Origin of the sequence: Pseudomonas sp. W17 (assembly GCF_040268305.1) — a bacterium.
GTDB classification, from domain to species: Bacteria; Pseudomonadota; Gammaproteobacteria; order Pseudomonadales; family Pseudomonadaceae; genus Aquipseudomonas; species Aquipseudomonas protegens.
In genome coordinates, this window is sequence record NZ_CP158490.1 from 4,431,436 (window position 1) to 4,454,064 (window position 22,629).

General features: G+C 65.1%; 16 protein-coding genes and 2 riboswitches. Of the genes, 8 read left to right on the forward strand and 8 right to left on the reverse strand.

Annotated features, from left to right (window positions below; genetic code table 11):
- Window positions 1-2: 2 nt before the first annotated feature.
- The 5 genes from ABCR88_RS20290 to cobW all read right to left on the reverse strand — a co-directional run bounded on the left by ABCR88_RS20290 (window position 3) and on the right by cobW (window position 8,458).
- A complete protein-coding gene (locus ABCR88_RS20290; RefSeq protein WP_350403274.1) occupies window positions 3-1,649 on the reverse strand; it encodes a phospholipase D-like domain-containing protein in 1,647 nt (548 codons plus the stop codon).
- A gap of 182 nt (window positions 1,650-1,831) precedes the next feature.
- Window positions 1,832-2,428, reverse strand: coding sequence for a VWA domain-containing protein (locus ABCR88_RS20295; protein ID WP_077934426.1), 597 nt, complete (start codon window positions 2,426-2,428; stop codon window positions 1,832-1,834).
- Between the two features lie 53 nt (window positions 2,429-2,481).
- Window positions 2,482-3,489, reverse strand: a complete 1,008-nt coding sequence (locus ABCR88_RS20300) for an ATP-binding protein (RefSeq protein WP_283987977.1) — start codon at window positions 3,487-3,489, stop codon at window positions 2,482-2,484.
- Between the two features lie 121 nt (window positions 3,490-3,610).
- Window positions 3,611-7,384 carry a cobaltochelatase subunit CobN gene (cobN, locus tag ABCR88_RS20305; RefSeq protein WP_350022908.1) on the reverse strand — a complete coding sequence of 1,258 codons (3,774 nt, stop codon included), beginning with the start codon at window positions 7,382-7,384 and terminating at the stop codon, window positions 3,611-3,613.
- Window positions 7,385-7,387: 3 nt separating this feature from the next.
- Window positions 7,388-8,458 (reverse strand): cobalamin biosynthesis protein CobW, encoded by a 1,071-nt coding sequence (gene cobW / locus ABCR88_RS20310; RefSeq protein ID WP_041118889.1) that lies wholly within the window; start codon window positions 8,456-8,458, stop codon window positions 7,388-7,390.
- A gap of 97 nt (window positions 8,459-8,555) precedes the next feature.
- Window positions 8,556-8,768, reverse strand: a riboswitch (cobalamin riboswitch).
- Window positions 8,769-8,841: 73 nt separating this feature from the next.
- A riboswitch (cobalamin riboswitch) is annotated at window positions 8,842-9,069 on the forward strand.
- A 95-nt stretch (window positions 9,070-9,164) separates the two neighbouring features.
- Between cobW and ABCR88_RS20315 the strand changes: the two genes are divergently transcribed.
- The 4 genes from ABCR88_RS20315 (at window position 9,165) to cobM (ending at window position 11,305) form a co-directional block, all read left to right on the forward strand.
- Window positions 9,165-9,353, forward strand: a complete 189-nt coding sequence (locus tag ABCR88_RS20315) for a CbtB-domain containing protein (RefSeq protein WP_011061932.1) — start codon at window positions 9,165-9,167, stop codon at window positions 9,351-9,353.
- 11 nt (window positions 9,354-9,364) lie between these two features.
- The gene (locus tag ABCR88_RS20320; RefSeq protein WP_019094336.1) at window positions 9,365-10,066 is read left to right on the forward strand and encodes a CbtA family protein; all 702 of its coding nucleotides are present in this window, start codon (window positions 9,365-9,367) and stop codon (window positions 10,064-10,066) included.
- Window positions 10,063-10,476 (forward strand): cobalamin biosynthesis protein, encoded by a 414-nt coding sequence (locus ABCR88_RS20325; RefSeq protein ID WP_350403278.1) that lies wholly within the window; start codon window positions 10,063-10,065, stop codon window positions 10,474-10,476. Before ABCR88_RS20320 ends, ABCR88_RS20325 begins: the two co-directional genes overlap by 4 nt.
- Window positions 10,477-10,558: 82 nt before the next feature.
- Entirely contained in the window at window positions 10,559-11,305 is a 747-nt protein-coding gene (gene cobM, locus ABCR88_RS20330) for a precorrin-4 C(11)-methyltransferase (protein ID WP_325984899.1), read from the forward strand.
- Window positions 11,306-11,477: 172 nt separating this feature from the next.
- Here the strand turns inward: cobM and nfuA are convergent, their stop codons facing one another.
- A complete protein-coding gene (gene nfuA, locus ABCR88_RS20335; RefSeq protein WP_011061936.1) occupies window positions 11,478-12,062 on the reverse strand; it encodes a Fe-S biogenesis protein NfuA in 585 nt (194 codons plus the stop codon).
- Window positions 12,063-12,204: 142 nt separating this feature from the next.
- The gene (locus ABCR88_RS20340) at window positions 12,205-14,496 is read right to left on the reverse strand and encodes a fatty acid cis/trans isomerase (RefSeq protein ID WP_350403282.1); all 2,292 of its coding nucleotides are present in this window, start codon (window positions 14,494-14,496) and stop codon (window positions 12,205-12,207) included.
- Between the two features lie 154 nt (window positions 14,497-14,650).
- Here ABCR88_RS20340 and metH point away from each other — a divergent pair, with 154 nt between their 5' ends.
- Window positions 14,651-18,361, forward strand: coding sequence for a methionine synthase (gene metH / locus ABCR88_RS20345; RefSeq protein WP_325984900.1), 3,711 nt, complete (start codon window positions 14,651-14,653; stop codon window positions 18,359-18,361).
- Between the two features lie 137 nt (window positions 18,362-18,498).
- The gene (locus ABCR88_RS20350) at window positions 18,499-18,720 is read left to right on the forward strand and encodes a DUF2970 domain-containing protein (RefSeq protein WP_015636084.1); all 222 of its coding nucleotides are present in this window, start codon (window positions 18,499-18,501) and stop codon (window positions 18,718-18,720) included.
- Window positions 18,721-18,727: 7 nt separating this feature from the next.
- On the opposite strand, the gene ABCR88_RS20355 is transcribed toward ABCR88_RS20350, so the two are convergent.
- The gene (locus tag ABCR88_RS20355) at window positions 18,728-19,813 is read right to left on the reverse strand and encodes an ABC transporter substrate-binding protein (protein ID WP_350403285.1); all 1,086 of its coding nucleotides are present in this window, start codon (window positions 19,811-19,813) and stop codon (window positions 18,728-18,730) included.
- 596 nt (window positions 19,814-20,409) lie between these two features.
- Between ABCR88_RS20355 and ABCR88_RS20360 the strand changes: the two genes are divergently transcribed.
- Together ABCR88_RS20360 and ABCR88_RS20365 are read left to right on the forward strand one after the other, a co-directional pair.
- Window positions 20,410-22,068: a nitrite/sulfite reductase gene (locus tag ABCR88_RS20360; protein WP_011061941.1), complete on the forward strand. Its 1,659-nt coding sequence runs from the start codon at window positions 20,410-20,412 to the stop codon at window positions 22,066-22,068.
- A complete protein-coding gene (locus tag ABCR88_RS20365; protein ID WP_011061942.1) occupies window positions 22,052-22,546 on the forward strand; it encodes a DUF934 domain-containing protein in 495 nt (164 codons plus the stop codon). The genes ABCR88_RS20360 and ABCR88_RS20365 overlap by 17 nt, the downstream gene beginning before the upstream one ends.
- Window positions 22,547-22,629 lie beyond the last annotated feature (83 nt).

The window sequence follows — 22,629 nt, forward strand, 5'->3', positions numbered from 1 at the left end:
GGTCAGCGCCCGGAAAAACGCAGCCGCGACAGCTGGCGCAGATCCCCTTCCAGGTAGTAGGCGTTGCTCCAGCTGTCGTCCACCGCCAGGGGCTGGACCTGCTTGAGGGCCAGTTGCCTGGCGAAGTAGCGGAAGCGGTAGTGTTCGTAGAACCGCAGCAGCTCCAGGCCGTAGCGGTCCGCCAGGTCGGTGTCGCCGCGGATGATCAGGAAGTTCTCGTCATTGCTCTGGCTCGCGCCGACGCTGAGGTTGTGACTGCCGCTGATGATCACCGGCGCCTCGCTGGTGAAGTCGGTGACGATGGCCTTGGTGTGCACCAGCAGGTTGCCCTTCTGGCCTTTGAGCCCCTCCTTGAGCCAGCCCTCCAGGCCATTGTTGAGCAAGGCGGTGGCGGCGAACTCGGCCGTGCGGTCGGCGTGAAAACCGGTGATGCGGCTGGCGGTGTTCTGCAGGCCGTAGCGCAACACATCGTCGTGGGGCTGGCCGAGCAAGGCATCGAGAATGCTGTCGGGCAAGGCGAAGGCGGTGACGAACAGCAGGTCGCGGCGGGCGCCGTTGATGATATCGACAAACTCCGCGAGGTCGCCCTGGCCGCTGCGCGGGGAAAACCCGGCGAACAGCGACGCCTGCGGCTGCATCGGGTTGTTCCGGGTCAGCCAGGTGCGCGTGGCGCCGACATCCGCCGGCGTCGCCCAGACCTGCTCGAACACCTCCAGGTAGCGCGTGGCGATGTCCACCTGGTCGAGGCTGTGCAACACGTTGGCCTGACGGTAGACACCATTGGCGGTGAAGTTGGTGCTGCCGCAGAGCACCGATTGCGGCTGGCGCTGGCCGGCGGCGTCGAGGCGGCCGAGGACGATGAACTTGTCGTGGAAGATCGCGTGGGTCATCCGCCCGCGCTTATTGGCCTCGGGCAGGTGCTGCAGGCTGGCCTGGTTCATCGTGGTGTCGGCATCGCCGGGGGCGGCGTGGTACAGCACCCGCACCTGTACGCCGCGGTCGAAGGCCGCATTGACGGCATCGATGATCGCCTGCAACTGGTACTCGTAGATGGCGATGTCCAGGCTCCAGCTGGCGTCCGTGGCGCGCTGAATGAACCCCAGCAGCGCCTCCAGCAAGCCGTTTTCCAGCCACTGGCGGGGCGCGTCCGGCCACTTTTCGATGGGCAGGTTCTTGTTGGCACTGAGCAACGCGTCCAGCTCGGGAAACTTGCGCGAGAACGCCTGGCTGGCAGCCACCGCACGGTTGAAGATCACCCGCTGGCCGGGAGGCTGGCCGTTGTCGGCGGTGATGCTCAACTGCAGGGACTCGCCCAGTTGCGGCGCGTCCGGGCTGCCATAGGCCAGGTGCACCCGGTAGTTGAGGGTGGCGCCGGGGTTGACCGCGTAGTCGGCCCAGCGGAATTTCTGCAGGGGCGCCTGATCGCTGGGGGTGGCGTTGTATTGGGGGAAGGTATGGGCCTTGCCGGGGAAAGTCAGGCTGTTGAACAGATACAGCCAGGGCTTGCTGCCGGTCTGTTTTTCGATGGCAAAACCCAACAGGCCCTGGCGCCGCGACGCATCCAGGTCCATGGCCAGCAGCACCCCGTTGGTTCCGGCATAGGCCTTGACCCGGAAATCGTCCTTGTCGTTACGCACCAGTACCCGCATGAAGTCACTCCTGTGAAAGACAGCGCAAAGCGTAGCCGCTTCCCGCTCCGGCATGCCAAGGCAAATCCCTGTAGGAGCCGGCTTGCCGGCGAAGAGGCCCTTGAAGACTTGCACCGCCAGGCCGGACGCTTTCGCTGGCAAGCCAGCTCCTACGGGGGATGTGCGGTGTGTCGGGGAGGTAGTCAGTCGATATGCTGGTAGACAGCGTTGAGCCGAGTCGCCAGTTCGCGGGCGCGGCCCAGGCGGATCGGGCCTCGTTCGATGTCGAGCAGCAAGGTCGGGCAGTTCAGGGGCCTGGGCGGTGGCAGGTTCTTCAGCCGGCCATCGGTGATCAGCAGCACGCGCTGCTGCTCCGCCGGCAGGCGCCGTTGGCGTTGTTCCAGCCACTGGGCCGCTTCGTTCAGGGCTTGGGGCAAGGGCGTGCCGCCGCCGGCCCCCAGGCCGTCGAGCCAGTGCCGCAGGTCCCTGGAGGCCTTCAGGCCCTGGACCTGCCAGCTCGGCGCACGGCCGCTGGCAGTGAGCAGGGCCAGGCGTGCACGCTGGCGGTAGGCGTCGTCGAACAATTGCGCCAGCAGGCCCTTGGCATCACTCAGGGCGCTGTGCCGGCGGGTCGAGGCCGACGCGTCGACTATCACCAGCCACAGCTCATGGGGCGAGCGGCTGCGCAAGCGAAACAGCAGGTCTGCACGCAACCGTGGACGGCCTTTGAGCAAGGTGCCGGGCCAGTTGACCGAACCGGCGCTGGCCTCGCGGCTTTTGCCTTGCCGGCCGTGATCCAGGTGCCCCGCCCGGGGCTTGGCATCCGCCCCCCGGTCAGTGCGGGGGCGGATGCCTAGGGCTTTTTTGGCCAGCTGGGCACCTCACGACGGGCGCCGGTGGGCAGGGCCTGGGCCGGCATTTCGCCCCATTGGCCCTGGCCTTCGCTGGGGTTGGCGTTGGCTGGCGCCGGTGCCTGGGGGCTTTGCCCGGACTGTGGCGCGCTGGGCGGTGTCTCCCGCCGCCGGTGTCGCAAGGCGAACTCGGCCACGGCATCGATATCCTCCTCGGCAATCGCCGGGGCGCCACGCCAGGCGGCATGGGCGCGGGCCGCGCGCAGCCAGACCAGGTCGGCGCGCAGGCCGTCCACGGCAGCAGCAAAGCAGCGCTCGGTAATCAGCGCCAGGGCCTGGTCGTCCAGCGGGATGCTGGCCAGGGCGGCCCGCGCCTGTTGGCAGCGCTCGCGCAATGCCGTCTGGGGTTCGGCCCACTGGGCGCAGAAGCCCTGGGGATCGCTGTCGAAATCCAGGCGGCGGCGAATGATCTGCCCGCGCTCCTGGGGCGCGGGCTGGCCGCTGAGGGCGACGTTGAGGCCAAAACGGTCCAGCAGTTGCGGACGCAGTTCGCCCTCCTCCGGGTTCATGGTGCCGATCAGCACGAACTTCGCCGAATGGCGGTGGGAAATACCGTCGCGCTCGATCAGGTTGGTGCCGCTGGCGGCCACGTCCAGCAACAGGTCCACCAAGTGGTCAGGCAGCAGGTTGACTTCATCGACGTAGAGCACGCCGCCGTCGGCCTTGGCCAGCACCCCCGGAGAAAATTGCGCCCGGCCCTGGCCCAGGGCGGCGTCCAGGTCCAGGGTGCCCACCAGACGCTCTTCGGTGGCGCCCAGGGGCAAGGTGACGAACTGCCCGCTGGCCAACAGGTCCGCCAGGCCCCGGGCCAGGGTCGACTTGGCCATGCCCCGTGGGCCTTCGATCAGCACGCCGCCGATCTTCGGGTCGATGGCGGTCAGGCACAGGGCCAGTTTCAATGCTTCGGCGCCGACCACGGCGGACAGCGGGAAATGTGGGGTGTCGCTCATGTCAGGGTCTCGCTTGGGTCGGGTCAGGGGGTGTCTGGGAGGACGCCTTCGCGAGCAAGCTCGCTCCTACAGGTAGGGCATAGCCGTTGTAGGAGCGAGCTTGCTCGCGATCTGCGCCGGATCAGGAATCTTCTTCTATATCCAGCAGCAGGTTTTCCAGGGCTTCACGATAATCGCCGGGCTCTTGCCACAGGCCACGCTGCTGAGCTTCCAGCAGGCGCTCGGTCATGTCCCGCAGGGCGTGGGGATTATGCTGGCGGACGAACTCTCGGGTCGAGCCATCGAGCAGATAGGCATCGGCCAGCAAGGCGTACTGGTGATCGTCGATCAGTTCGGTGGTGGCGTCGAAGGCGAACAGGTTGTCCAGGGTCGCGGCCATTTCGAAGGCGCCCTTGTAGCCATGGCGCTTGACCCCTTCGATCCACTTCGGGTTGGCCGCCCGGGAACGGATCACCCGGTTCAGTTCTTCCTTGAGGGTACGGATCTTCGGCAGGTCCGGCTGGCTGTGGTCGCCGTGGTAGCTGGCGGCCTTGGCGCCGCTGAGGCTTTCCACCGCCGCCAGCATGCCGCCCTGGAACTGGTAGTAGTCGTTGGAGTCCAGCAGGTCGTGCTCGCGGTTGTCCTGGTTCTGCAGCACCGCCTGCACCCGGCTCAGGCGGGTGGCGAACTGCTCGCGGGCGGCAGTGCCTTCGTCGCTGCCACCATAGGCGTAGCCACCCCAGTTCAGGTAGACCTCTGCCAGGTCCTCGCGGCTCTGCCACAGGCGGCCGTCGATGGCGCCCTGGACCCCGGCGCCATAGGCCCCCGGCTTGGCGCCGAAGATCCGCCAGCCGGCCTGGCGCGAGGCGGCGTCGGCATCCAGCCCCGACGCCTCCAGGGCCGCGCGCTCGGCACGCACCCTGGCCGCCAGCGGGTTCAAGTCCTCGGGTTCATCGAGAGCCGCTACCGCCTGCACCGCCGCATCGAACAGGCGGATCAGGTTGGCGAAAGCATCGCGGAAGAACCCGGACACCCGCAGGGTTACGTCGACCCGCGGCCGGTCCAGCAGGCTCAGGGGCAGGATCTCGAAGTCATCGACCCGCTGGCTGCCGGTGGCCCACACCGGGCGTACCCCCATCAGGGCCATGGCCTGGGCGATGTCGTCACCGCCGGTGCGCATGGTGGCGGTGCCCCAGACCGACAGGCCCAATTGCAGCAGGTGGTCGCCGTGATCCTGCAAGTGGCGTTCGAGAATCAGGTTGGCCGACTGGAAACCGATGCGCCAGGCGGTGGTGGTGGGCAGGTTGCGCACATCCACCGAGTAGAAGTTGCGCCCGGTGGGCAGCACGTCCAGGCGCCCGCGGCTTGGCGCGCCACTGGGGCCGGCAGGCACGAAACGCCCGTTCAGGGCGTCCAGCAGGCCGCGCATTTCTGCGGGGCCGCAGGCGTCCAGGCGCGGGGCGACCACCTCGCGCAGACCGTCGATGATGCTCTGTACCGGCGCCCAGCCGGGTTCATCCAGCTGCGCCAGCGGGCCCTGGAGCGCCGCCTCGATCAACTCGGTGGCATACAACTCCAGGCGCTCGCGCGTATCGCCGGCGGTGCGCCAGAGCCCATCGCTGATCTGCCGCAACGGCTGCGGACGGCGCCCGGTCCAGGGTTCGGCCAGAGCGCAGTCCAGGGGATCGAAGCCCAGGCCGAAGGCCTTGGCCAAAGCTCGCAGCAAGCTGGCGTGGGCACCCTTGCCATCGCCCCGGGGAATGCGCAGCAAGGCCAGCAGGGTGTCGATGCGCAAGCGCCCCTCGGGGGATTCGCCGAACACATGCAGGCCATCGCGGATCTGCGATTCCTTGAGGTCGCACAGGTAAGTGTCCAGGCGCGGCAGCCAGAGCGCGGCGTCGGCGTCGCTGTCGAGCTGCTCGCCCAGTTGCAACTCGCGGTCGATGTGGGTCTCGCGCACCAGCTTGAGGATGTCCCGCTGCAGCTCCCGGGCGCGACGTGGGTCCAGCAACTGGGCTTCGTAGTATTCGTCCGCCAGCAGTTCCAGATTACGCAGCGGGCCATAGGTTTCGGCACGGGTCAGGGGCGGCATCAGGTGGTCGATGATCACCGCCTGGGTGCGGCGCTTGGCCTGGGCGCCCTCCCCCGGATCGTTGACGATGAACGGGTAGATGTTCGGCAACGGCCCCAGCAGCGCATCCGGCCAGCACTGCTCGGAAAGGCCCACGCCCTTGCCCGGCAGCCATTCCAGGTTGCCGTGCTTGCCGACATGGATCAGCGCATGGGCGCCGTAGGCCTGGCGCAGCCAGAAGTAGAACGCCAGGTAGCCATGGGGCGGCACCAGATCCGGGTCGTGATAGACCGCGCTGGGGTCCACCTGATAACCCCGGGCCGGCTGGATGCCGACGAAGGTCAGGCCAAAGCGCAGGCCGGCGATCATCATCCGCCCGTCGCGGCACATCGGGTCTTGCTGCGGTGCGCCCCAGCGCGCTAGCACGGCCTGACGATTGGCTTCCGGCAAGGCCTGGAACATCACCGCGTAGTCGTTCAGGGCCAGACTTTGCTGACACGGGCGCTGGTCGAGGCTGTCCAGGTCGTTGCTGACCCCGCCCAGCAACTGCTGGATCAACTCGGTGCCGCTGGCCGGCAGCTCGGCCAGCAGCGGGTAGCCTTCGGCGTGCAGGGCCTTGAGGATGTTCAGCGCGGCGGCCGGGGTGTCCAGGCCTACACCGTTGCCGATGCGCCCGTCCCGGGTCGGGTAGTTGGCCAGTACCAGGGCCACGCGCTTGTGGCCGTTGTCCAGGCGCCCCAGTTCGACCCAGCGCCGGGCCAGTTCGGCGACGAAATCCATGCGTTCGGGCTGGCCGCGATAGCAGACCACGTCCGACTGGCTGCGCTCGCTGCGCCAGGCCAGGTCCTTGAAGCTGATGGGCCGGCTGATGATGCGCCCGTCCAGTTCCGGCAAGGCGATGTGCATGGCCAGGTCCCGCGGCCCCAGGCCCTGCTCGCTGTCACGCCAGCCCGGTTCGTTGTCCTGGGCGCAGATCGCCTGGATCACCGGGATATTGCGGCGGAACGGCCGCAGGTGCGGGGCTTCCGGGCTGGACTGGGCGAAACCTGTGGTGTTGAGGATCACCCCGGCCGCGGTTTCATCCAGCCAGTCTTCCACCTGGCTCAGGCAGCCGGGCTCCTTGAGGCTGGCCACCGCTATCGGCAAGGGGTTGAGGCCCGCCGCCAGCAAGCGCTGGCAGAACAGGTCGATAAAGCCGGTGTTGGCCGCCTGCAGGTGGGAGCGGTAGAACAGCAGCGCCGCCACGGCTTGCCCTTGCTGCCAGTCGGCCTGCCAGTCACTGAGGGCAGCCTGGCTTTTGTGCGGGTGATAGATCGCCGTGCGTGGCAGGGCCTGCGGTTCGCTCCAGGGGTAGTCGCGCCCCAACAGGCCGCTGGCCAGGCAGCGGTAGAGATTCAGCGCGTTGTCACGCCCGCCCTGGCGCAGGAACTGCCACAGGCGGTCGCGTTCGCCGGCAGCCACCGTGCTCAAGTCGCTGAGTTCCGGGTCCGGGCGGTCGTCTCCCGGCACCAGGATCAACTGCACCCCGCGCCTGGACAGCTCCACCAACTGCTCGACGCCGTAGCGCCAGTAGGCGATGCCTCCGTGCAGGGAAATCAGGATCACCTTGGCGTGGCGCAGCACCTGGTCCACATACAGGTCCACCGAGGCGTGGTTCTGCACCTGCATCGGATTGGCCAGGCGAAAGCTCGGGTAGTCCTCGGGCAATTGCTCGGCGGCGTCCGCCAGCAGCGCCAGGCTGGAATCGCCGCTGCACAGGATCACCAGCTCGGCGGGGGTTTGTCCCAGGTCGGCAATGTTGTCATCCGACACGAAACCGCCGGGCTGGGTCCTGAGCAGGTGCATGGGTTACACGCTGAGTGCGGCGCGCAGTTGCGCTTCGAGTTGGGCGGCGTCCAGTTCCTGGCCGATCAGCACCAGGCGCGTGGTACGGGCTTCGTCGGCGCCCCACTTGCGGTCGAAGTGCTTGTCGAAGCGCGTGCCCACGCCCTGGATCAGCAGGCGCATCGGCTTGTTGGGGATGGCGGCGAAACCCTTGACCCGCAGGATGCCGTGCTTGACCACCAGTTGGGTCAGGGCGTCCAGCAGCAGGCTTTCGTCGGCCTGGGGCAGCTCGATGGAGATGGAATCGAAGGCGTCGTGATCGTGGTCGTCGTGATCGTCATCGCCGTCGTGGTGGTGATCGTGGTGGCTGTGGCGGCCGTCGATGTGCTCCTCGGAACCGGCACCCAGGCCCAACAGCACATCCAGGGGCAGGCGACCGCTGCTGGCTTCGATGACCTTGACCGCAGGCGGCAGCTCTTCGGCCACTTCCAGGCGCACCTTGGCCAGGTCTTCGGGGCTGATCAGGTCGGTCTTGTTGAGGATCACCAGGTCGGCGCTGGACAGCTGGTCGGCGAACAGCTCATGCAGGGGCGATTCGTGGTCCAGGTTGGGGTCGAGCTTGCGCTGGGCGTCCACTTGATCGGGGAAGGCGGCGAAGGTGCCGGCGGCCACGGCCGGGCTGTCGACCACGGTGATCACCGCATCGACGGTGCAGGCACTGCGGATTTCCGGCCACTGGAAGGCCTGGACCAGAGGCTTGGGCAGCGCCAGGCCGGAGGTCTCGATGAGGATGTGGTCCAGGTCGCCACGGCGCGCCACCAGTTCGCGCATCACCGGGAAGAACTCCTCCTGCACGGTGCAGCACAGGCAACCGTTGGCCAGCTCGTAGACTCGGCCGCTGGCCTCTTCCTCGGTGCAACCGATGGAGCATTGCTTGAGGATCTCGCCATCGATGCCCAGCTCGCCGAACTCGTTGACGATGACCGCGATGCGCCGGCCCTGAGCGTTGTCCAGCATGTGCCGCAGCAAGGTGGTCTTACCCGAGCCAAGGAAGCCGGTGACGATGGTGACAGGAAGTTTGGCCAGTGTTTTCATCGGATGCCCCTTGGCAAAGGTGGCGGGCATACGGGACGAGAGCCGCAGCGCAGGGGCGCGCGGAGATTTCGCCACCGGATCACCCCGCCCGGTTGTAGTGAGAATCTGGGATCGAGGCAGGTCTCCTGGCTGAGGGCTTGCCAGTCATTGGACTGGCGGTTTCTGCGCCTTCCCGCAGGCGTTCCGGACGCGAATGCAGTGGCCTTGCAGAAATGAAACCCTTCACAGTTGCGGGGGCAGCCGCGGCATCGACCGCGTTCCCTTCTTAGCTTCGACCGCTGGCCGAAGAACCTCGAAGGCGCAAGGCTACGCAGAGCGCGGGGGACGGTCAATCGGCAATGCGCCAGCGTCCGCAATTGACGACGTTACCCCGGCCATGATTTCCTACGCGCCTTGTTACGGGTGCCCTTTACAGGGTGAAACGGGAAACCGGTGAATCACGTGCTTTACTACAAAAGCCGTGGCCAGTCCGGTGCTGCCCCCGCAACGGTAAGCGAGCGAAGTGTCAGATCCACTGTGCCAAGGCATGGGAAGGCGACACTTGCCGGCACGGCATGACACAGCCCTGCCCCTCGCAAGCCCGGAGACCGGCCCGCAACACTTACATAACAACCCGCGGTGGGCGGGCGCTGTTGCAAACCCTGCGTGGCCATCACGCGGGGTTTTCCTGCGCCTCTACCCCGCTGACACTCCAGAGGGAAGCGCCATGTCGATCATCAGCAGCACCAGCCACTCCGCCAGCACGACCTCCACCCTGAGCCAGCGCCTGGTGGCCGCCATCGGCGCCTCGATCCTCGGCGCGTGCCTGGTGTACTTCGCCGGCTTCTCCCACATCGAGGCGGTGCACAACGCGGCCCACGACACCCGCCACAGCGCCGCCTTCCCTTGCCATTGAGACCTGCCGACATGATCAAGCGTATCGCGCAAACCGCAGGTTTCACCGGCCTCTTGGCCGCCCTGCTGCTGACCCTGCTGCAAAGCTTCTGGGTCGCCCCGTTGATCCTGCAGGCGGAAACCTATGAAAAGGCCCCAGCGGCCGAAGTCCATGAGCACGCCGAAGGCGCCATGGCCGCCCACAGCCACGATGCCGAAGCCTGGGAGCCGGAAGACGGCTGGCAGCGTGTGCTGTCCACCACCGGAGGCAATCTGGTGGTGGCCGTGGGCTTCGCCCTGATGCTGGCCGGCCTCTACACCCTGCGCGCGCCGAACCGCACGTCCCAGGGCCTGCTCTGGGGCCTGGCCGGCTATGCCACCTTCTGCCTGGCGCCGACCCTGGGCCTGCCGCCGGAACTGCCGGGCACCGCCGCAGCCGACCTGGCACAGCGGCAGATCTGGTGGGTCGGCACCGCCGCCTCCACCGCTGTGGGCATTGCCTTGATCGTGTTCGCCCGCAACTGGCTGCTGAAGATCCTGGGCGCGGCCATCATCGCCGTACCCCACGTGATCGGCGCGCCGCAGCCGGAAGTGCATTCGATGCTGGCCCCGGAAGAACTGGAAGCGCAATTCAAGATCGCCTCGCAGCTGACCAATGCGGCCTTCTGGCTGGCCCTCGGGCTGATCAGCGCCTGGTTGTTCCGGCGCAAGAGCGCGGGCCAGTACTCGGCATGATCGAAGTGAGCGCAGCGCCGACCCTGGTGGTCGGCCTGGGCTGCCAGAAAGGCTGCCCGGTGACCACGCTGCGCGCCTTGCTCGACCAGGTCCTGGCGGCGCACCAGTGGCAGGCCCGGCAGGTCCTGGCCCTGGCCAGCATCGACCTCAAGCGCAACGAACCCAGCCTGCTGCAACTGGCGGAGCAACTGGAACTGCCGCTGACCTGTTTCAGCAGCGGCCAGCTCGCCCCCTTTGCCCTGCGCCTGAGCCACCGCTCGCAAATCGCCTTCGAACGTACCGGCTGCTACGGCGTGGCCGAAAGTGCCGCCCTGGCCCTGGCCGAACAGCTGTCACCCGGCCCGGCCACACTGCTTGTTCCCCGGCAAAAATACGCCCAAGCCACCCTGGCATTGGTCGCCGCCCGGTAGAATCCCCGATAATTCCCGCCTTCGATCATGAGCAATCTTCATCTGAAGCACGGCTCCCGACCTTTTTTCACAGGACACAGCCATGACTGTCTATTTCATCGGCGCCGGCCCCGGCGACCCGGAACTGATCACCGTCAAGGGCCAGCGCCTGATCCATCGTTGCCCGGTGATCATCTACGCCGGCTCCCTGGTCCCCCAGGCAGTGCTCGACGGGCACCGCGCGGAGCGGGTGATCAATAGCGCCGAACTGCACCTGGAGCAGATCATCGAGGCCATCAAGCAGGCCCATGCCCGGGGCCAGGACGTGGCCCGGGTGCATTCCGGCGACCCGAGCCTGTATGGCGCCATCGGCGAGCAGATCCGCTGCCTGCGGGAGCTGGGCATCCCCTTCGAGATCATCCCCGGGGTCACCGCCACCGCCGCCTGCGCTGCCCTGCTGGGGGCCGAACTGACCCTGCCGGACGTCTCCCAAAGCGTGATTCTTACCCGCTACGCGGACAAGACCGCGATGCCTGCCGGCGAGGATTTCGCCAGCCTGGCGGCCCACGGCGCCACCATGGCCATCCACCTGGGGGTCAATCACCTGCCGAATATCGTTGCCGAGTTGCTGCCCCACTACGGCGCAGACTGCCCGATTGCAGTGGTGCACCGCGCCACCTGGCCGGATCAGGACTGGGCCCTGGGAACCCTGGCGGACATCGTCGATCAGGTGGCGGCCAAGGGTTTTCGGCGCACGGCACTGATCCTGGTGGGCCGGGTGCTGGCCACGGATGCATTCAGCGAATCGTCGCTGTACCGCGCCGGGCACGCACACCTCTACCGCCCTTGACTCCCTTTGCGGGAGCTGGCTTGCCAGCGAAGGCGATCTGGGAATTGGTGCAAGGCTCTAGCGCCCTTTCGCCGGCAAGCCGGCTCCTACGGAGGCTTTGGGGGGAACTGGCTTAGGGGCATAAAAAAACGGCGCTCACGGGGCGCCGTTTTTTCAAGTCGCAGCGAACGCCTTAGTAGTAGGCGTTTTCTTTCTGCGTGTGGTCGGTGACGTCACGTACGCCCTTGAGCTCCGGAATGCGCTCGAGCAGGGTGCGCTCGATGCCTTCCTTCAAGGTCACGTCGGCCTGGCCGCAGCCCTGGCAACCGCCGCCGAACTGCAACACGGCAATGCCGTCCTCGACCACGTCGATCAGGCTGACCTGGCCGCCGTGGCTGGCCAGCCCCGGGTTGATCTCGGTTTGCAGGTAGTAGTTGATGCGCTCGTTGACCGGGCTGTCGGCATTGACCATCGGCACCTTGGCGTTGGGCGCCTTGATGGTCAGCTGGCCGCCCATGCGGTCGGTGGCGTAGTCGACCACCGCATCATCGAGGAAACCTTCGCTGAAGGCGTCGATGTAGGCGGTGAAGCTTTTCAGGCCCAGGGCCTTGTCTTCGGGTTTCTCTTCGCCCGGCTTGCAATAGGCGATGCAGGTCTCGGCGTACTGAGTCCCTGGCTGGGTGATGAAGATGCGGATGCCAATCCCCGGGGTGTTCTGCTTGGATAGCAGATCAGCCAGATAATCGTGGGCGGCGTCGGTAATGGTTATGGCGCTCATGGTGGTTCCTCGCAGACGTGGGCGCAGTTTACGCCAATCCAAGCCGCTGACAAAGTCCTAGTATTTTTGTCGGGATAGACTTTGGTATAGAGCGTCCCCGGGCCGCGCCAAGGCGCAGTCCGGGGGCGATGACAGCTCTATGTCAGAGGTTTTCGTAACGGTTCATGTCCAGGACCCCGGCTTCCACCGGGTCGGTTTCCTGCAGGTAGCGGGTCTGGTCATGGAAGTACTGCCAGAACTGCGGATGGCTGCGGCGGATGCCCCAGCGCTCGACGATCTTCTCGAAGCTGGCGGCGTCCCGGGCCGCCTGCATGGCGTCGACGAACTCCGGCACTTGCCCGGCCGGTACGTTGAACATGAAGTTCGGATAGCTGCTGAGAATCCCCGGGAATATGGTCAGGGTGTCCAGCCCCGGCTGATAGCGCAGCGACTCGCCGAGCATGAAGGCCACGTTACTGTGGGCGCGGTTGCGCAGCATGCTGTAGAACTCGCGCTTGCCGCTGGCGGTCTGGACACGCAGCAGGGTCGCTTCCGGCAACTGTTCGATGACCTTGAGGCCCGCCGCCGGGCGCGATGCCAGGCGGCTTAGGGCCTGCTCGGCATCCTGCAGCGCCGGGTCGATGTTCGGGCGTGAGCAGTAGGCGCTGTCACAGCGGTTGATCGGATCCGGCTTGGCGTTGAGGTCGCCATAGCGGGCCAGCAACTGGTTGGCGAAGTCCTTTTTCGGGTCCTTGAGGTCGAGCTTCAGCGCGCTGCGCTTGTCATCGTCGATGGACTCGTAATCCAGCCACATCTTGAACTTGCCACTGTTCTGGTACCAATCGTCGAGGAAATCCTCGCGAGTGCCGGCGGGCATCAGGCGCAGGAAGTTCTGCTCCGCGCCATTGCGGATCAGGTCGAAGTACAACCGGGTCTGGGCCTGGTGGGAGAGGTTGCCGAACACGTCGAAGTTCACCGCCAATTGATAGTAGGTGCGCTCCAGCAGCGGGTAGTCGAACAGCCACATCGTCTGTGGCACTTCGCCGATCAGGCCCTTGGTCACCGAGGCGCTGTCGAAGTGGCGGAAGATGCTCAGCAGCGCGTTGTCGTTGCCGGCCCACAGGGTCGACCAGCTGGGCGCCGGCGAATCGGCATAGGAATCGCGGCGCAGGGCCTCGTACTCGTTGCGCTTGTCGCGATAGGCCAGCCACAGGCTGAGCACGCTACCGACGTCGTCGTTCTGCCCGGGCATGGCCAGCAACGGCGTGGCCTGGCCGCGATAGGCCGGGTCGGTGATGTACAGGTCATGTTCGGGGGCCTGGAACAGCGCCCAGAAGTTGTCGCGGATCACGTCGGTGGCGATCTGCCCGCGGCACACCGGGCCACGGATAAAGGTGCGCACGAAGTATTCGGCGTTATCCAGCATGAACTGGTAGCGGGCCTTGGCCGGAATCGCCTCGAAGGTCTCGAACGGGTTGGCCCGGCGCGCCGGCCCGTAGCCCGGCAGGGCCGTGACCTGCCAGTCGCCGCTGTAGAACAGGGACTTGACCCGGGCCATCTTCGCCGCGCTCAGCGGGTAGGTGATATGGGTCTTGTGCACGATCACCCCTTGCACCGGCCACAGGCGGTAGTACACCTGGGTGCCCGGGTCGTCGTTGGGGCGACGGGTATTGATCAGGTCGATGGGCTGGCCACTGGGGGTACGGGAACGCACCCACTGGAAGAAATGCCCCGGCTCGCCGCCTTCAAAATAGAGATGGGCGAGGAACAAGTGTTCGTAGAGCCAGCGCGCCACCAGGCTCTCCCGGGCGCCAGGGGCGTTGAGCAGGTTTTCCCACTGAGCCACCTGCAGGCTTTCCCGGGCACTGGGGGCCAGGCCTTGCTCGTCGATGGGCGCGCCCGAGGCCAGCCAGCGTTGCAGGGTCAGGTATTGCTGATCGGTCAGGCCGGTGACCGCCAGGGGCATGCCTTCCTTGGGGTGAGCCCCGGCATAGGCGTCGAACTCCGCCGGCTGCGGGCACATGTTCTCGCGGCTCAGGCCCAGGGCGATCTCGCTGGGCAACTTGGCGTTGGGTTGCAGCGGGGTGCGATGGCCCAGCTCCAGCATGCGCGCCATCAGCGCCGCCTGGCTGCCCTGGGCGTCAAGCACCGAATAGAAGCCCTTCTGCTGCCAGGCACGCTGGCCAGTGGCGTCATAGAACAGCCGAGTAGGCGCTTGGGCCTTGCTGCGCTCGCCGTCGTACACCGGAATCTTCGAAGCACCGCGGCTGGCCCCTTCGCCACTGCCCAGGTTGAGCTGACAGGCGGAGTCGTAACAGGCATGACAGGCCACGCATTTCTCGGTAAAGATCGGCTGGATGTCGCGGGTATAGGAAATCGCCGGCGCCGGACCTTGTGCCAGGCACACTGAACTCAGAAGCAGCAGCGCGCTGCTGACGATAAAACGAAACGGCATGTCCCTGGTCCCGAAAGAAAAAAACGCCGCGATTCTACCGGTCTCACCCCTCGACCAACATGAGCGATATTCATGCAAAAACCACGCATGCCGCAAAACCATGCAGGTTTGCTATGATCGCCGCCCTTCGTAATGGCCTTACCAGGTAGTTCTCATGTCCGATCGCAGTGCTCGCCTCCACGCCCTCCAGCAAGCCCTCAAAGAGCGCATTCTGATTCTCGATGGCGGCATGGGCACCATGATCCAGAGCTACAAGCTCGAAGAACATGACTACCGTGGCAAGCGCTTCGCCGACTGGCCCAGCGACGTCAAGGGCAACAACGACCTGTTGGTGCTGACCCGCCCGGATGTGATCGGCGCCATCGAAAAAGCCTACCTGGATGCCGGTGCCGACATCCTCGAGACCAACACCTTCAACGCCACCCAAGTGTCCCAGGCGGACTACGGCATGGAAGAACTGGTCTACGAATTGAACGTAGAAGGCGCCCGCCTGGCGCGCAAGGTGGCGGACGCGAAAACCCTCGAGACCCCGGACAAGCCACGTTTCGTCGCTGGCGTCCTGGGCCCGACCAGCCGCACCTGCTCGCTGTCGCCGGACGTCAACAACCCCGGCTACCGCAACGTCACCTTCGATGAACTGGTGGAAAACTACACCGAGGCCACCAAGGGCCTGATCGAAGGCGGTGCCGACCTGATCCTGATCGAGACCATCTTCGACACCTTGAACGCCAAGGCCGCGATCTTCGCCGTGCAGGGCGTGTTCGAGGAGTTGGGCTTCGAACTGCCGATCATGATTTCCGGGACCATCACCGATGCCTCCGGCCGCACCCTCTCCGGCCAGACCACCGAAGCCTTCTGGAACTCCGTGGCCCATGCCAAGCCAATCTCGGTGGGCCTGAACTGCGCCCTGGGCGCCAGCGAGCTGCGCCCCTATCTGGAAGAGCTGTCGAACAAGGCCAGCACCCACGTCTCGGCGCACCCCAACGCCGGCCTGCCGAACGAGTTCGGCGAGTACGACGAGTTGCCGGAACAAACCGCCAAGGTCATCGAAGAGTTCGCCCAGAGCGGCTTCCTCAACATCGTCGGCGGCTGCTGCGGCACCACCCCGGGGCATATCGGCGCCATCGCCAAGGCCGTTGCCGGTTATGCCCCGCGACAGATCCCGGACATCCCCAAGGCCTGCCGCCTGTCGGGCCTGGAGCCCTTCACCATCGATCGCAACTCGCTGTTCGTGAACGTCGGCGAGCGCACCAACATCACCGGCTCGGCCAAGTTCGCCCGGCTGATCCGCGAGGACAACTACACCGAGGCCCTGGAAGTCGCCCTGCAGCAGGTGGAAGCCGGCGCCCAGGTGATCGACATCAACATGGACGAGGGGATGCTGGATTCGAAGAAGGCCATGGTCACCTTCCTCAATCTGATCGCCGGGGAGCCGGACATCTCCCGCGTGCCGATCATGATCGACTCTTCCAAGTGGGAAGTGATCGAGGCCGGCCTCAAGTGCATCCAGGGCAAGGGCATCGTCAACTCCATCAGCATGAAGGAAGGCGTCGAGCAGTTCATTCACCACGCCAGGCTGTGCAAGCGCTACGGCGCCGCCGTGGTGGTGATGGCCTTCGACGAGGTCGGCCAGGCCGATACCGAGGCGCGCAAGAAGGAAATCTGCAAGCGCTCCTACGACATCCTGGTCAATGAAGTGGGCTTCCCACCGGAAGACATCATCTTCGACCCGAACATCTTCGCCGTAGCCACCGGCATCGAGGAACACAACAACTACGCCGTTGATTTCATCAACGCCTGCGCCTATATCCGCGACGAGCTGCCCTATGCCCTGAGCTCCGGCGGTGTGTCCAACGTGTCGTTCTCGTTCCGCGGCAACAACCCGGTGCGCGAGGCGATCCACTCGGTGTTCCTGCTGTATGCAATCCGCAACGGCCTGACCATGGGCATCGTCAACGCCGGCCAGCTGGAGATCTACGACCAGATCCCGCAACAGCTGCGCGACGCCGTGGAAGACGTGGTGCTCAACCGCACGCCCAACGGCACCGACGCGCTGCTGGCCATCGCCGACCAGTTCAAGGGCGACGGTAGCGTCAAGGAAGCGGAAACCGAGGAATGGCGCGGCTGGGAAGTCAACAAGCGCCTGGAACACGCGCTGGTCAAGGGCATCACCACCCATATCGTCGAAGACACCGAAGAGTCGCGCCAGAGCTTCAGCCGCCCGATCGAGGTGATCGAAGGCCCGCTGATGTCCGGCATGAACGTGGTCGGCGACCTGTTCGGCGCCGGCAAGATGTTCCTGCCCCAGGTGGTTAAATCCGCCCGGGTCATGAAACAGGCGGTGGCCCACCTGATTCCCTTCATCGAGCTGGAAAAAGGCGACAAGCCGGAGGCCAAGGGCAAGATCCTCATGGCCACGGTCAAGGGCGACGTGCACGACATCGGCAAGAACATCGTCGGCGTGGTCCTGGGCTGCAACGGCTACGACATCGTCGACCTCGGGGTGATGGTGCCGGCGGAGAAGATCCTGCAGGTGGCCAAGGAGCAGAAGTGCGACATCATTGGCCTGTCCGGGCTGATCACCCCGTCCCTGGACGAGATGGTCCACGTCGCCCGCGAGATGCAGCGCCAGGATTTCCACCTGCCGCTGATGATCGGTGGCGCCACCACCTCCAAGGCCCACACCGCGGTGAAGATCGAGCCCAAGTACAGCAATGACGCGGTGGTCTACGTCACCGACGCCTCCCGCGCCGTGGGCGTGGCCACCCAATTGCTGTCCAAGGAACTCAAGGCCGGCTTCGTGCAGAAGACCCGCGAGGAATACGTGGAAGTGCGCGAGCGCACCGCCAACCGCAGCGCCCGCACCGAGCGCCTGAGCTACCCGGCGGCCATCGCCAAGAAGCCGCAGTTCGACTGGAGCAGCTACCAGCCGGTCAAACCGACCTTCACCGGCGCCCGGGTGCTGGACAACATCGACCTCAAGGTGCTGGCCGAATACATCGACTGGACGCCGTTCTTCATCTCCTGGGACCTGGCCGGCAAGTACCCGCGCATCCTCGAAGACGAAGTGGTGGGCGAAGCTGCCACCGCGCTGTACAAGGACGCCCGGGAAATGCTCGACAAGCTGATCAACGAAAAGCTGATCAGCGCCCGCGCCGTGTTCGGCTTCTGGCCGGCCAACCAGGTGCAGGACGACGATCTGGAAGTCTACGGCGATGATGGCCAGCCTCTGGCGCGCCTGCATCACCTGCGCCAGCAGATCATCAAGACCGACGGCAAGCCGAACTTCTCCCTGGCCGACTTCGTCGCGCCCAAGGACAGCGGCGTCACCGACTACGTCGGCGGCTTCATCACCACCGCCGGAATCGGCGCCGAAGAAGTGGCCAAGGCCTACCAGGATGCCGGCGACGACTACAACTCGATCATGGTCAAGGCCCTGGCCGACCGCCTGGCCGAAGCCTGCGCCGAGTGGCTGCACCAGCAGGTGCGCAAGGAGTACTGGGGTTATGCCAAGGACGAACAACTGGACAACGAGGCACTGATCAAGGAGCAGTACAGCGGTATCCGCCCTGCCCCGGGCTACCCGGCCTGCCCGGACCACACCGAGAAGAGCACCCTGTTCGCCCTGCTCGACCCCGAGGCCAGCGAAGGCCGTGCCGGCCGCAGCGGCGTGTTCCTCACCGAGCACTTCGCCATGTTCCCGGCGGCCGCCGTCAGCGGCTGGTACTTCGCTCACCCGCAAGCGCAGTACTTCGCCGTGGGCAAGGTCGACCAGGACCAGGTGCAGAGCTACACCGAACGCAAGGGCCAGGACCTGGCCGTGAGCGAACGCTGGCTGGCACCCAACCTGGGCTACGACAACTGACCCAGGTTGTGAAGGAGCCGGCTTGCCGGCGAAGGCAGTCCCCCGGGGTTCTTCGCTGGCAAGCCCATTTGCAGCCGCCCGCCACCCCGGGCGGCATTGTCTATGCTCTGTTGACACCCAATCGTGTCGAGGGATTTATGGACGATCCAAGCAAGGACAATCAGCCTCCGACCTTCCTGCAGATGCTGCAAAGCGTGCTGGCCGCCGCCTTCGGCGTACAGAGCGGGAAGAACCGCGCCCGCGACTTCAGCCACGGCAAGCCCAGCCACTTCATCGTGCTGGGCATTCTGTTCACCACCCTGTTTGTTCTGGTGCTGCTGGGCATCGCTAACCTGGCGATGCACCTGGCGGGGGTCTGAAGCGGCGTCAGCGCAGCAACAGCTGCAACCCGAAGGGATAGCGGTAGCTGTCCGGCTTGCCTTGGGCGGACAGCCCGCGAAAATTGACCCTGGTGCCCACCTGATCCCCCAGGCGCAACAACTGCCGGGCCTGGGCCGGGGTCAACGCCTGGAACAGCGACAGCTGCCAATCCGGCCCGCCCAAGCGCCGAGCGTCCAGCCCCAGGGCATCATCGTGCAACGCCACCAGGGCCCAGCCACCCAGGGTGAAGTGCCCCGCCTCCAGCACCGACAACTTGCCGTCGATCAGGGCCTGCAAGGCCTCGGGCGAACTGTTGACCCCACTGAACAGCAGATCCGTTCCCGGCTTGCGGCCCAGTTCCCGGGCCGCTTGCATGGCCCCCAGGGCCATTTCGTCATTGGCCGACCAGATCAGTTGGGTTTTCGGGTAGCGCTTGAGCAACTGTTGCGCCTGGCGGTAGGCGCGCTCCCGGTTCCATTCGCCATAGACCAACTGACGCAAATGCACCTGCGGATGTTCGGCCAGGGCCCGGCGCAAGCCGCGCTCGCGCAACTGCGCCGCAGGTGTGACCTTGAGCCCGGAAAATGCAAGCAGTTCGATGCCGTGCCCTGCTGGGACCGGCCCAAGCTTGTGCAGCAGCTCCTTGAGCATGCGGTAGCCAGCTTCCTCATCGTCGCCCACCATGCTGCCGATCCAGTCCGAATAGTTCTGCCGGCTCTGCCCGATCAGTTCCCGCTGGTCCAGGGTCAAAGGGCTGTTGACGATAAACAGCTTGATCCCGGAGCCCTGGGACAGACGCAGGATCTGCGGAGCCACGTACTGTTCGTTCACCAGCATCAGGTAATCGGGTTTGTCGCGGCCCTGGAACAGCTCCCGGGCCTGCTGCAGAGTGTTCTGCGGATCGCGCTCGGCATAGAGGATGCGCAGGTCAAGCCCCAGGTCCCGGGCCGCGGCCTGCATGAACTGCGAATAACTGACCCAGAAGGTCTCCGTGGAATTGCCGGGATTGAGAAACACCACCGATGTGGCATGAGCGACCGCCCAGAACGGCAGACTCAGGCACAACAGCCACTTGCACAGACGCTTGAACATTACGAGAAGAGCCCCAGAATTTCGCCCAGGCAGTATAACTGGCAAAGTGCTGGCCAACGGCGGCAAATTGTCATGATTGTCCGACAATTCAGGCTCTTTTTTATCGCTCGACTACTGGTGACTGACCCAGAACACGGCCGTACCCACGACCAGTATGATCAGAAAGAGAATGGCCCAAGCATCAACGCTACTGTCACTTTTCCTTACTTTGGTTGGATGGCTCATAGCATCGCCTCTAGTAGATTTTGTCGGTGACTGCTCAAAGACACGTCCACAGTTAAGACCAGGATTGCCCCTACCACAAATGGGGTTACTCTCACGCCCCTACCGTTAGTCGTTTTGGTTCTGTGCATATACTCAAACATCACTTTTGCGCATAACCGCAAACTGGTATCGTTCGGCGGCTCCGTTGGGAGTGCGCGGCCGTGCGCGCAGATTTGCTTACATGGGTGGCGTGAAGCGTGAACGAAGGCAAGACGAGGTGAGACCGGCGAAAACCGCGCTGGACGCCAGTCCGAGCAGCGTACCGAAGCCGTTCACCGCAGTATTTGCCAAGTGCGCTTGAGCGCCGCCTGTAGCCTGAGAACTGGACCTATATGTACGTATACGACGAGTACGATCAGCGGATCATCGAGGACCGCGTCAAGCAGTTCCGTGATCAGACCCGACGCTATCTGGCAGGCGAGCTGAGCGAAGAAGAATTCCGCCCCCTGCGCCTGCAGAATGGCCTTTATATCCAACGTTTTGCCCCGATGCTGCGGGTCGCCGTGCCTTACGGCCAACTGACCTCGCGCCAAGCGCGGATGATGGCCAAGATTGCCCGCGACTACGACAAGGGCTACGCGCACATCAGTACCCGGCAGAACGTGCAGTTCAACTGGCCGGCCCTGGAAGACATCCCGGACATCCTCGCCGAACTGGCCACCGTGCAGATGCACGCGATCCAGACCAGCGGCAACTGCCTGCGCAACGTCACCACCGACCAGTTCGCCGGTGTTGCCGCCGACGAGCTGATCGACCCGCGCCCCTGGTGCGAGATCGTCCGCCAGTGGACCACCTTCCACCCGGAATTTGCCTACCTGCCGCGCAAGTTCAAGATCGCCATCAACGGCTCGACCTCTGACCGCGCGGCCATCGAAGTCCATGACATCGGCCTTGAGCCTGTGTACAACGCCGCCGGTGAGCTGGGTTTCCGCGTACTGGTGGGTGGCGGCCTGGGCCGTACCCCGGTGGTCGGTGCCTTCATCAACGAGTTCCTGCCCTGGCAGGACCTGCTGAGCTACCTCGACGCCATCCTGCGGGTCTACAACCGCTACGGCCGGCGTGACAACAAGTACAAGGCGCGGATCAAGATCCTGGTCAAGGCCCTGACCCCTGAAGTGTTCGCCGAGAAGGTCGAGGCCGAGATGGCCCACCTGCGCGGCGGCCAGACCACCTTGACCGATGCCGAAGTGCATCGCGTGGCCAAGCACTTCGTCGACCCGGACTACAAGACCCTGAGCAACCAGGACGCCGAACTGGCCGCCCTGGACCAGCAGCACCCGGGCTTTGCCCGCTGGCGCACGCGCAACACCCTGGCCCACAAGAAGCCGGGCTACGTGGCCGTGACCCTGTCGCTCAAGCCCACCGGCGTAGCGCCGGGAGACGTTACCGACAAGCAGTTCGACGCCATCGCCGACCTGGCCGACCGTTACAGTTTCGGCCAGCTGCGCACCTCCCACGAGCAGAACATCATTCTCGCCGACGTCGAGCAGAGCCAACTGTTCACCCTGTGGGGCGAGTTGCGGGAGAACGGCTTCGCCACGCCGAACATCGGCCTCTTGACCGACATCATCTGCTGTCCGGGCGGCGACTTCTGCTCCCTGGCCAACGCCAAGTCGATCCCGATCGCCGAATCCATCCAGCGCCGTTTCGACGACCTGGACTACCTGTTCGACATCGGCGAACTGGACCTGAACATCTCCGGTTGCATGAACGCCTGCGGCCACCACCACGTGGGCCATATCGGCATCCTCGGGGTGGACAAGAAAGGCGAGGAGTTCTACCAGGTGTCCCTGGGTGGCAGCGCCAGCCGCGACGCCAGCCTGGGCAAGATCCTCGGCCCGTCCTTCGCCCAGGACGACATGCCCGACGTGATCTCGAAGCTGATCGACGTGTACGTGGAACAACGTACCGAAGACGAACGCTTCATCGACACCTATCAACGTATTGGCATCGACCTCTTCAAGGAGCGCGTCTATGCAGCGAATCATTAAGAACAACGAGGTCATCGACGAAACCTGGCACCTGCTGCCCAAGGACGCGACCCTCGACGGCATTTCCAACTGCGACGACCTGATCGTGCCACTGGCCCTGTGGCGCGAGCATGCTCACGCCCTCAAGGCCCGCGATGGCGGCCTGGGTGTATGGCTGGATGCGGACGAAGAAGCCGAGGAAATCGGTGACGACGTCGAGCAGTTCCAGGTGATTGCCCTGAACTTCCCGGCCTTCACCGATGGCCGCAACTACTCCAACGCCCGTCTGCTGCGTGACCGCTACGGCTACAAGGGCGAGTTGCGAGCGATTGGCGACGTGTTGCGCGACCAGCTGTTCTACCTGCACCGCTGCGGCTTCGATGCCTATGCTCTGCGGGCCGACAAGGACCCCTACGAAGCCCTGGAAAGCCTCAAGGACTTCTCGGTGACCTACCAGGCCGCCACCGACGAACCGCTACCGCTGTTCCGTCGCCGCTAAGCCCTGGCGCCAACAAAAAGCCCTGAACCGGGAAACCGGTTCAGGGCTTTTTTGTGCAGACCTGCCATTCTCACCGTAGGAAC